Source organism: Kitasatospora sp. NPDC048296 (genome assembly GCF_043201815.1).
GTDB lineage: Bacteria > Actinomycetota > Actinomycetes > Streptomycetales > Streptomycetaceae > Kitasatospora.
Window position 1 is genome coordinate 1 of record NZ_JBICZB010000135.1, and the last position, 9279, is coordinate 9279.

12 protein-coding genes are annotated in these 9279 nt (G+C 73.8%); 6 read left to right on the forward strand and 6 right to left on the reverse strand.

Annotated features, from left to right (window positions below):
* Positions 1-117: 117 nt before the first annotated feature.
* Both ACGF12_RS37410 and ACGF12_RS37415 read left to right on the forward strand, forming a co-directional pair.
* Positions 118-1032 (forward strand): DUF6891 domain-containing protein, encoded by a 915-nt coding sequence (locus tag ACGF12_RS37410; RefSeq protein WP_393040781.1) that lies wholly within the window; start codon positions 118-120, stop codon positions 1030-1032.
* 52 nt (positions 1033-1084) lie between these two features.
* Positions 1085-1543, forward strand: a complete 459-nt coding sequence (locus ACGF12_RS37415) for a hypothetical protein (RefSeq protein ID WP_393040755.1) — start codon at positions 1085-1087, stop codon at positions 1541-1543.
* A gap of 39 nt (positions 1544-1582) precedes the next feature.
* Here the strand turns inward: ACGF12_RS37415 and ACGF12_RS37420 are convergent, their stop codons facing one another.
* Together ACGF12_RS37420 and ACGF12_RS37425 are read right to left on the reverse strand one after the other, a co-directional pair.
* Positions 1583-2491: a diacylglycerol kinase gene (locus tag ACGF12_RS37420; RefSeq protein ID WP_393040758.1), complete on the reverse strand. Its 909-nt coding sequence runs from the start codon at positions 2489-2491 to the stop codon at positions 1583-1585.
* Positions 2488-4110 (reverse strand): FAD-binding oxidoreductase, encoded by a 1623-nt coding sequence (locus ACGF12_RS37425; RefSeq protein WP_393040761.1) that lies wholly within the window; start codon positions 4108-4110, stop codon positions 2488-2490. The genes ACGF12_RS37420 and ACGF12_RS37425 overlap by 4 nt, the downstream gene beginning before the upstream one ends.
* A 20-nt stretch (positions 4111-4130) precedes the next feature.
* On the opposite strand from ACGF12_RS37425, the gene ACGF12_RS37430 reads away from it, so the two are divergent.
* Positions 4131-4730, forward strand: a complete 600-nt coding sequence (locus ACGF12_RS37430; protein WP_393040764.1) for a TetR/AcrR family transcriptional regulator — start codon at positions 4131-4133, stop codon at positions 4728-4730.
* The gene (locus ACGF12_RS37435; RefSeq protein ID WP_393040767.1) at positions 4727-6355 is read left to right on the forward strand and encodes a glycerol-3-phosphate dehydrogenase/oxidase; all 1629 of its coding nucleotides are present in this window, start codon (positions 4727-4729) and stop codon (positions 6353-6355) included. Before ACGF12_RS37430 ends, ACGF12_RS37435 begins: the two co-directional genes overlap by 4 nt.
* Before the next feature lie 72 nt (positions 6356-6427).
* Here the strand turns inward: ACGF12_RS37435 and ACGF12_RS37440 are convergent, their stop codons facing one another.
* The 4 genes from ACGF12_RS37440 to ACGF12_RS37455 form a co-directional block, all read right to left on the reverse strand.
* Entirely contained in the window at positions 6428-6775 is a 348-nt protein-coding gene (locus tag ACGF12_RS37440; protein WP_393040770.1) for a VOC family protein, read from the reverse strand.
* Between the two features lies 1 nt (position 6776).
* Positions 6777-6965, reverse strand: coding sequence for a CopG family transcriptional regulator (locus ACGF12_RS37445; protein ID WP_387627693.1), 189 nt, complete (start codon positions 6963-6965; stop codon positions 6777-6779).
* Positions 6966-7102: 137 nt separating this feature from the next.
* Positions 7103-7507: a hypothetical protein gene (locus tag ACGF12_RS37450; RefSeq protein WP_393040773.1), complete on the reverse strand. Its 405-nt coding sequence runs from the start codon at positions 7505-7507 to the stop codon at positions 7103-7105.
* A gap of 87 nt (positions 7508-7594) precedes the next feature.
* Positions 7595-7888 (reverse strand): hypothetical protein, encoded by a 294-nt coding sequence (locus tag ACGF12_RS37455; protein ID WP_393040775.1) that lies wholly within the window; start codon positions 7886-7888, stop codon positions 7595-7597.
* Between the two features lie 168 nt (positions 7889-8056).
* On the opposite strand from ACGF12_RS37455, the gene ACGF12_RS37460 reads away from it, so the two are divergent.
* Entirely contained in the window at positions 8057-8455 is a 399-nt protein-coding gene (locus ACGF12_RS37460) for a hypothetical protein (RefSeq protein ID WP_393040778.1), read from the forward strand.
* Between the two features lie 121 nt (positions 8456-8576).
* Positions 8577-9152, forward strand: coding sequence for a TerD family protein (locus tag ACGF12_RS37465; protein WP_355672404.1), 576 nt, complete (start codon positions 8577-8579; stop codon positions 9150-9152).
* Positions 9153-9279 lie beyond the last annotated feature (127 nt).

Consider the following 9279-nt stretch of genomic DNA (forward strand, 5'->3'; position numbering starts at 1 on the left):
GCGGCCGGACAGAACAACCCGAAGACAGCCCAGCAGAGCGTCAGTCAGTGGCAGAGCCACGACCACCGGAACCTGAGTATCAGCATCAATGTCAGAGGCGTGTGCAAGGGTGACGGCATGCTGGCGATCGCGGTGCGGACGAACGAGACGCGGCACCTGAGGGTGACCGCGGACGAACTGGCGGGGCTGGTCCGGCGCATCGGCGCGGGGGCCGACTCCTTCCTCGTCGTGCAGCGGATACCCGACCTGCCGGACATGTACATCCAGGTGTGCCACAAGGACGGCGGCGACTACACGCTGGAGTACCGGGACGGCTCCGCCGCCCGGCACTTCGAGGTGCGGGTGGACGGGCCGGAGCCGGTGGTCTCGGCGATGACGGGGTGGGCGCGCCAGGAGCCGGGCTGGGGCGACGGCCTGGACTGGGCGCCGCTCGACTTCGGGCCACCGGAGCCTGTGCCGGCGCTGGCGCTGGAGGCGGACGAGCACCGGGAGTTGGAGGAGCGGCTGCGGCTGACCCTCGCCTGCGGCTACACCGACCGCGCCGGACTCGCCGAGGAGGCGGAGGAGTACCTGGTGTCGGCCGAGCGCCGCCCGGTCTCCCGCCCGCAGGCCGAGCAACTGGCCGACCGGCTCTGGCTGGAGCGGGTCGGCGAGCAGAGCGGCTGGGTCGGTGAGACGGACCCGGAGCGCCTCGCCCGCGCGTTCGCCGCCCTGGAGGAGAGCGGCATCACCGCGCGGGAGCACTTCACCTGCTGCCGCTCCTGCGGTCAGGCCGAGATCGGCGCGGCCGGGGCGCCGGAGGCCCGCGGCTTCGTCTACTTCCACCTCCAGTGCACCGAGTCCGCGGCTGCCGGGCACGGCCTCTCGCTGCTCTACGGCGGCTTCGACGGTTCGGCGGCGACCACCACGGCGGTCGGCGAGAAGGTGGTCGCCGCCCTCACGGCCGTCGGCCTGCCGACGGTGTGGAGCGGGGACCCATCCGACGCGGTCGAGATACGTCCGCTGCTGTGGCGCCGCCGCCTGGTGGGGTGAAGCCGGGGCAGTCGCCGGGCACACCTGACGAACGCGGAACGGGAGGCGCGCGGTGAGCGATGACGTGCTGTCGGTGATCCCGACCGACCCGCGGTGGCAGCCGGATCCGGCTGCCGCGGCGCGGGCCGTGGCGGTGGTCGCGGAGCTGGTCCGGGAGGACGACGGCGCCGAGGTGGAGGTGAGCTGGCACGAGCGGACGGCGGTGGTCGACTGCGGGGAGAACCTGGAGCGGATCGGCTGCCCGCACTGCGGCGGCACGCTCGGGCCGCACTGGTGGGGCGAGTTGCTGGAGGAGCGTGCGGAGGACGACGCCGCGACGCTCGCCGTGACGGTGCCCTGCTGCGGAGCGGACACCACGCTGGACGCGCTGGAGTACGACTGGCCTTGCGGCTTCGCCCGGTTCGAGATCGAGGTGTGGAACCCGGAGTGCCTCCGGTTCGCCGAGCCGGAGTTGGCGGCGATCGGCGCCGCGCTCGGTCACCCGGTGCGGCAGGTCAGGGCGCACCTGTGAGCCTCCCCGGGCGACCGCCGCCCGGGGAGGCCGGGTCGCTCAAGGCACGAGCAGCCGTAGTGCCTCCCGTACCACCGTGACCTCGACCGGCAGGGCCGCGATGAACTCCCCGTCGGCGTAGGCGGTGATGCCGGGGGACTCGATCCGCAGGGACTCCGTGCGCAGCGTGGTGACCTCCGGGTGGCTGATGTGGGTGCCCTTGAAGAGGGTGGGGAAGAAGCGGGCGATCCGCAGTCGGGGCATGGCGTCGACCAGGGTGACGTCGAGCAGGCCGTCGTCCGGGAGGGCGGAGGGGCAGATCAGCATGCCGCCGCCGTAGCTGCGGGTGTTGCCGACGGCGGCCAGCGTCAGGTCGCGTTCGATGACGGTGCCGTCGGCGAGGGTGATCCGGAACGGCAGCGGGCGCAGGTTGGCGAACTCGGCGAGGATGGCCAGGTTGTAGCGCATCCGGCCGCGCGGCCAGCGCAGCCGGTTGGCGCGGTCGCTGACCAGCGAGTCGAAGCCGGTGGCGAGGACGGAGCCGTACCAGCGGACGGCGCCGTCCGGGCCGCTGATCCGGCCGAGGTCGACGCCGTGCACCCGCCCGGCGGCGATGACCTCGGCGGCGGCCTCGGGAGCGGCGATCGGCAGGCCGTACTCGCGGGCGTGGTCGTTGCCGGTGCCGGCCGGTATCACGCCGAGCGGGACGGGGGTGCCGGCCAGGGCCTGGAGGGCGAGGTTGATCATGCCGTCGCCGCCGACCACGACCACCGCGTCCACGCCGTCCGCCGCGGCCTCGCGGGCCAGGCGGACGGCGTCCTCGGCGGAGCGCCCGGCCTGCGGTTCGACCGCGACGCCGAGGGCGCGCAGACGGGCGACGGCCCGGCGGGCGGCGGGTTCGGCGTGGCCGATGCCCGCCGCCGGGTTGGTGAGAACGGCGACCCTGCGGACGGTTCTCGCGCCGGTCATGGGATCAGCTTGCCGGGGTTGAGGATGCCCGCCGGGTCGAGTTCGGCCTTGACAACGCGCAGGATGCGCACGCCCAGGTCGCCGATCTCCTCGGTCATCCAGGGCCGGTGGTCGGCGCCGACCGCGTGGTGGTGGGTGATGGTGCCGCCCGCGCCGAGGATGGCGTCCCCGGCGGCGCGCTTGGCGACGCCCCAGCGGCTGAGCGGGTCCTCGCCGAGGGCGGCGACGACGGTGAAGTAGAGCGAGGCGCCGGTCGGGTAGACGTGCGAGATGTGGCAGAGCACGAGCGCGCCGGGCAGGGCGCCGGTGAGCGCCTCGGTGACGGCCGTCCGCAGCTGGGCCAGTCCGCTCCAGCCGGCCGCCGTCTCCAGGGTCTCGCACAGCGCGCCCGCGCTGAGCAGGGAGTCGCGCAGGTACGGGGCGTTGAACCGGCCGTGCTCCCAGGCCCGGGCGGGTTCCTCGCCGAGCGAGGTGCCGCCGGCGGCGAGCAGTACCTCGCGGGTGAGCTGCCGGCGGCCGGCGACCTGGGCGGCGTCGCCCTCGAAGACGGTGACGGCCAGGCAGCCGCTGACCGTCGGGGAGCCGCCGATCTGCTCGGTCATGGCGAGGTTGACCATGGTCTCGGCCTCGTCGGAGAGCCGGATCACGGTGGGGCCGGTGCCCTGCTGCTCGACGGCGCGCAGCGCGGCCGTGCCGGTGGCGAAGTCGGGGAAGCTCCACGCCTCGTACGCCTTGACGGCGGGCAGCGGGTGCACGCGCAGCCGGACGGCGGTGATCACGCCGAGGGTGCCCTCGGAGCCGAGGAAGAGCTGGCGCAGGTCGGGTCCGGCGGCGGAGGCGGGGGCGCGGCCGAGGTCCAGCACACCGACGGGGGTGATCACGCGCAGGCCGCGGACCATCTCGTCGAAGCGCCCGTAGCCGGCGGAGTCCTGGCCGGAGGAGCGGGTGGCCGCGAAGCCGCCGATGGTGGCGTAGCGGAAGCTCTGCGGGTAGTGGCCGAGTTCCCAGCCGCGCTCGGCGAGCAGGGCTTCGGCGGCCGGGCCGGTGAGGCCGGCGCCGAGGACGGCCTCGCCGGAGGTCTCGTCCAGGTCGATCAGCTGGTCGAAGCGGCGCAGGTCGAGCGAGACGACGGCCTGGAGGGCGCCGCGCTCGGGGTCGAGGCCGCCGACCACGCTGGTACCGCCGCCGAACGGGACGACGGCGATGCGGCGTTCGGCGCAGACGGCCAGGACGGCGGCGATCTCCTGCTCGCTGCCGGGCACGACCACGGCGTCGGGGGCGTCCTGCGGTTCGCGGCTGCGGCGGCGCAGCAGGTCGGGGGTGGACTTGCCGCCGGCGCGCGGCAGGCGGTCGGCGTCGGCGGCGCTGACGTGCGCCTCGCCGACGGCGGCGGCCAGCGCCTTGAGGTCCTCGGCGGTGATCCGGGAGGGACGCAGGACGACCTCCTCGGCGCTGGGGCCGGGGGCGGCGTCGCCGGTGACGCCGAGGGCGGCGGCGAGCAGTCCCTTGATGTCCGCGGACAGCTCCTTGGCGAGGGCCGGGTCGCCCCAGGCGTCCCACTTCATCGGGGGGAGCGGCAGCGCGGCGTTCGCCGGTCCCGCTTGCGTCTCAGGTGCCATGCGTTACAGTTTCACACATCATGTCAAGTAGTAACGTCGAGCCCGCCGAGGCCGAGCAACCCCGCAGCACCGACGATGCGATCCTGGACGCCGCCGCCGACCTGATCGTCCACCTCGGCGTCCGCCGGACCCAGCTGGCGGAGATCGCGCGCCGCGCCGGGGTCAGCCGCCCGACCGTCTACCGGCGCTGGCCGGACGTCCGGGCGGTGATCGGGGCGCTGCTCACCCGGGAGATCCTGGCCACCCTGGAGGGCGCCGCGCTCGACGTCCACGACCGGGAGACCCTGGTGGAGCGGGTGGTCGAGGTAGCCGTCCGGCTGCGCGACCACCCGGTGCTCGGCGTCCTGCTCCACTCCGACGACTCCGACCTGCTGCTCCAGTACGTGGTCGAGCGGCTCGGCGCCAGCCAGCGCGGCCTGCTGGAGGCGCTGCGCACCGGCATCGAGCAGGGGCAGGCCGGCGGCTCCATCCGGGCCGGTGAGCCGACCGAACTGGCGGCCATGGTCCTGCTGATCGCCCAGTCCACCGTCCAGTCGCACCGCATGGTCGCCTCCCTGCTCCCCGAGGCGGCCTGGCGGCGCGAACTGGCCAGAGCACTGAACGGATACCTCGCGCCATGACGCCCACCGCCGGTTCGTCCGCCGGTTCCCACCCCGGTTCTCCCGCCGGCCCCTCGGCCGGTCCATTCGTCAGTCCCTTCGCCGGAACCAGCCGACTCAACGCCGCCCGCCGGACGTTGGAGCTCGAAGCGCTCGCCGACGACCCGCGCATCGACCTGCTGGTGATCGGCGGCGGCGTCACCGGCGCCGGGGCGGCCCTGGACGCCGCCTCGCGTGGCCTGCGCACGGTGCTGGTCGAGGCCCGCGACCTCGCCTTCGGCACGAGCCGCTGGAGCTCCAAGCTGGTGCACGGCGGACTGCGCTATCTCGCCTCCGGCCGGGTCAAGGTGGCCCGGGAGAGCGCGGTCGAGCGCGGCGTGCTGATGACCCGCACCGCCCCGCACCTGGTCCGCGCCCTGCCCCAACTCGTGCCGCTGCTCCCGGACTTGCTGCGCCCGGGCCAGGCTTCGCTGATCCGTGCGGGCTTCCACGCCGGCGACGCGCTGCGGCTCGGCGCCGGCACGCCGGGCGCCCTGCTGCCCCGGGTGCGCCGGGTCGACGCGGCCCGCACCCGCCGGCTGGTGCCGGGCGTGCGGACGGCCGGCCTGCGCGGGGCGCTGGTCGCGCACGACGGCCAACTCGTGGACGACGCACGGTTGGTGGTCGCCCTGGCGCGCACCGCCGCGCAGTACGGCGCGAGCGTGCTGACCCGGGTGCGGGCCGAGTCCGTCACCGGGACCTCTGCCCGGCTGGTGGACACGCTGACCGGCCAGACGCTGACCGTCACCGCGGGCGCGGTCATCAACGCCACCGGGGTGTGGGCGGGCGAGGTGGACACCTCGATCAAGCTGCGGCCCAGCCGGGGCACCCACCTGCTGGTGGACGCCGCGGCCCTGGGGCACCCGACCGCCGCGCTGACCGTGCCGGTGCCCGGTTCCGTCAGCCGCTTCGTCTTCGCCCTGCCGCAGCAGCTCGGCCGGGTCGCGATCGGCCTGACCGACGAGGACGCCCCCGGCCCGATCCCGGACGAGCCGCAGCCCACCGAGGCCGAGCTGACCTTCCTCCTCGACACCGTCAACGCCGCCCTCGCCACCGAGCTGACCAGGCAGGACGTGCGCGGCGCCTACGCCGGGCTGCGCCCGCTGATCGACACCGGGGGCGGGAACACCGCCGACATCTCCCGGGAGCACGCGGTGCTGGAGTCCCCGTCCGGGGTGGTCACCGTGGTCGGCGGCAAGCTCACCACCTACCGGCAGATGGCCGAGGACGCGGTGGACGCCGCCGTACGGTTGCGCGGCCTGCCCGCCCGCACCTGCTGGACGGCCCGCCTCCCGCTGGTCGGCGCCCCCGGCCACCGTGACAGCCGCCCGGCCCCGGCCGCCCCGGTGCCCGCCTCGCTGCTCGCCCGGCACGGCGGCGCGGCCCACGAGGTGCTGGCGGCTGGGGAGTTGACGCCGGTCGCCGACGGCCTGGACGTGACCCGCGCCGAGATCGCCTACGCCGTCACCCACGAGGGCGCGCTCGACGCGGCCGACGTGCTCGACCGCAGGACCCGCATCGGCCTGGTGCAGGCGGACGCCGAGCGGGCCCGGAAGGCGGTCGAGGAGATCGTCGCGCAGGCCGCCTCGGAGATCGCCCCGCAGTAGCGGCGACGCCGACGGCCGGTACGGCGGATCCGCCGTACCGGCCTGGCAGTCGTCCTCGGGCGCGGTTTGCCGCTACTCGGCCTTGGCCGGCGCCTGCAGGTTCCAGAGCCGTCCGTCGGGGTCACGGACGGTCATCAGCCTGGTCCCGAAGTGGGTGTCCTCGAACGGCGTCACCACCTCCACGCCCTCGCCGGGCTGGAAGGCGTCGGCGTCGGCGACCTTCAGCACCAGCTGGAGCGGCGTCTCCCGGTCCGCGGGGACCTCGGCGATGAAGACGGTCGGGCCCTCGCCGTTGCGCAGCTGACCCGAATTGTGGTCGGTCTCGAACTCCAGCTGGAAGCCGAGGCTCTGGAAGAACTTCGCGGACTTGCCCCAGTTGTGGGTCTCGATGAACACGGCTTCGATGCCTTCGGTCGTCATCTCAGTCCTCCTGGACGGATTCGTCGAACGGTTGCTCGTGCTGGGGGGTGGGGGCTTCGAGATAGGCGCGCAGCGCCTCGGCGACCAGCGCCGAGAGCGACAGCTCCGACTCGATGGCGCGGTACTTGACCTGCTTGATCAGGCCGATCGGCAGGTACACGTTGAACTGCTTCACATCGTCGTCTCCCACAGCAAGGATGCTAGCACGCTAGATTGCTAGCAAGGTAGCCCTGCGGGTGGGCGAGAGCCCGCCGGTCGGGCAACCGGCGGGCTCGGTCGGGGCTGGATCGGGGCTCGATCGGGGCTCGATCGGAGCGCGGTCCGGGCTCAGCAGGCCCAGGGGAAGGGGGAGAGGTCCGGCTCGACCCAGGCGGTGCGTGCCCGTTCGTCGGCCAGGGTCTCGGGCCGGTAGTGGCGGGTGAGCAGGTCCCGGTCGAGCAGCTCGGGGTGGCGGGCGGTGAACTCCTCGAAGTCGCCCGCGCCGTCGGCGTGCTGGGCCACCAGCTCGACCCAGGCCCGGGTCATGGTGACGTGGAACTTCTGCGGCGCCCCGGCCTTGGTGGCGGTGCGCCGGATGCCCTCGCCGACGAGGTCGAGCGCGGCGGTGGCGCCGTGGCGGCGGACGGCGAGCCAGGTGAGCCGGACGTGCTGGCGGTGACCGAAGCGCTCGGCGTCGGCCATCACCTCGCGCAGCAGCTCGTCGAAGGCGTCGGGGGTGATGGGGGAGGTCATGCGGAGGCCTTCGAGCAGGAGGTGGAAGCGGACGAAGGATTGTAGGTTTTCGGGCTTTTCGTCCGCAAACCACCCCCGCGGGCGGATTCAGCGCGCGGTGTGTTCCGGCATCGGCTGCTCGCAGCCCGCGACCGCCAGCACGCAGGCGAGCGGGTGCTCCGCCCGGCCCGTGCGGTCGAGGGTGACGGCGAGCGGCTGCGGCGGCTCCTCGGGCAGCTGGCCGGAGAGCGTCAGCGGGTAGCTGCCGTGGCCGTGGACGCGGTGGAAGGCGCACTCCTTGCCGTCCACCAGCAGCTCGGTCTCGGTGATCCAGCCGGAGCGGACATTGACGGTGACCGAGTGGCCGGCCCGGTCGACGTGGAAGCTGTACCGCTGGCGCATGGGAACCTCCCGCGAGGGCCTCGCATCAGGGCGCGCCGAGGTGATCAGGGCGCGAACGGAGCCTGCAGAGCGGCCAGGGCCAGTCTAGGGCGGCTGTACGGACCCGGCGCCCCGACCGGGTACGGTGCTCCGGATACGGAGGAGTGGCGGGAGCGAGGGGAGGGGCGCGTGCTGCGACGCTGTGAAGCGGGCGACGAGCGCGGGGAGGGCGAATACCTCCTGGTGCTCTACCGGGTCGCCGTGAAGGCCCGGACCGGCCGGGCGGCGGGCCCACCGCCGGAGCCCGGCGCGCTGGAGACCTGGGCCGACGGTGGTGCGACCAGGGCGGTCCTGCGACGCCTCGGCGCGCACGCCCTGCCGACCCTGGCCCGGCACGAGCCGGACATCGACCACAGCACGCGGATCAAGGAGCCGGCCACGGCCGCGCTGGTGCGGGAGATCGGGCAGGTGGATCTTGTGCGGCTGCCGGAGGACGAGCGCGCGCTGCTGCGCCTGCTGTCGGACTGGGGGCGTCGGGCGGCCGCCGCCCGGGGTGCGCTGCGGATCATCATCGACGACGCGAGGTGAGGCGGCGGTTCCCGTTCCCGGCCCTGAGAAATCCCCGGGGCGGGGCCCGCCCGCAGGCGGATTCTCGCGATCTCTACAGTGTTGTAGATTCGTCCGCAGGGAGAGATCCGAGGAGGGCATTGTGGGAGTTTCGCTGGCCAAGGGCGGCAACGTCTCGCTGAGCAAGGAGGCGCCGGGTCTGAGCGCCGTGATCGTGGGTCTCGGCTGGGACGTGCGCACCACCACTGGGGCCGACTACGACCTGGACGCCAGCGCGCTGCTGTGCAACGCGCTCGGCAAGGTGGTCTCGGACCAGCACTTCGTCTTCTTCAACAACCTGCGCAGCCCCGAGGGTTCGGTCGAGCACAGCGGCGACAACCTGACCGGTGGCGGCGACGGCGACGACGAGCAGATCAAGGTCGACCTGGCGCGGGTGCCGGCCGACGTCGCCAAGGTCGTCTTCCCGGTGTCGATCTACGACGCCGATGCCCGGCTGCAGAACTTCGGCCAGGTCCGCAACGCCTTCATCCGGATCGTCAACCAGGCCAACGGTCAGGAGATCGCCCGCTACGACCTGAGCGAGGACGCCTCGACCGAGACCGCGATGGTCTTCGGCGAGCTGTACCGCAACGGCGCCGAGTGGAAGTTCCGCGCCATAGGCCAGGGCTACGCCTCCGGCCTGCGCGGCATCGCCACCGACTACGGCGTGAACGTCTGACCCCAGGCATTCCCGGGCCCCGGTCTCCACTCGGCGGTTTCTAGGGGTCGTTGCAACACGTGGTCGGTTTGATCAGGCCGCGATGAGTTTATGCAGGCGCTCGGCTGGGGTTTCCCAGCCGAGCGTT

Bases quoted from the DNA above. Each gene is read 5' to 3' on its own strand.
- ACGF12_RS37410 (WP_393040781.1), top strand. From the start codon at position 118: ATGCTGGCGATCGCGGTGCGGACGAACGAGACGCGGCACCTGAGGGTG.
- ACGF12_RS37425 (WP_393040761.1), bottom strand. From the start codon at position 4,110: ATGGCACCTGAGACGCAAGCGGGACCGGCGAACGCCGCGCTGCCGCTC.
- ACGF12_RS37420 (WP_393040758.1), bottom strand. From the start codon at position 2,491: ATGACCGGCGCGAGAACCGTCCGCAGGGTCGCCGTTCTCACCAACCCG.
- ACGF12_RS37430 (WP_393040764.1), top strand. From the start codon at position 4,131: ATGTCAAGTAGTAACGTCGAGCCCGCCGAGGCCGAGCAACCCCGCAGC.
- ACGF12_RS37455 (WP_393040775.1), bottom strand. From the start codon at position 7,888: ATGCGCCAGCGGTACAGCTTCCACGTCGACCGGGCCGGCCACTCGGTC.
- ACGF12_RS37440 (WP_393040770.1), bottom strand. From the start codon at position 6,775: ATGACGACCGAAGGCATCGAAGCCGTGTTCATCGAGACCCACAACTGG.
- ACGF12_RS37435 (WP_393040767.1), top strand. From the start codon at position 4,727: ATGACGCCCACCGCCGGTTCGTCCGCCGGTTCCCACCCCGGTTCTCCC.
- ACGF12_RS37450 (WP_393040773.1), bottom strand. From the start codon at position 7,507: ATGACCTCCCCCATCACCCCCGACGCCTTCGACGAGCTGCTGCGCGAG.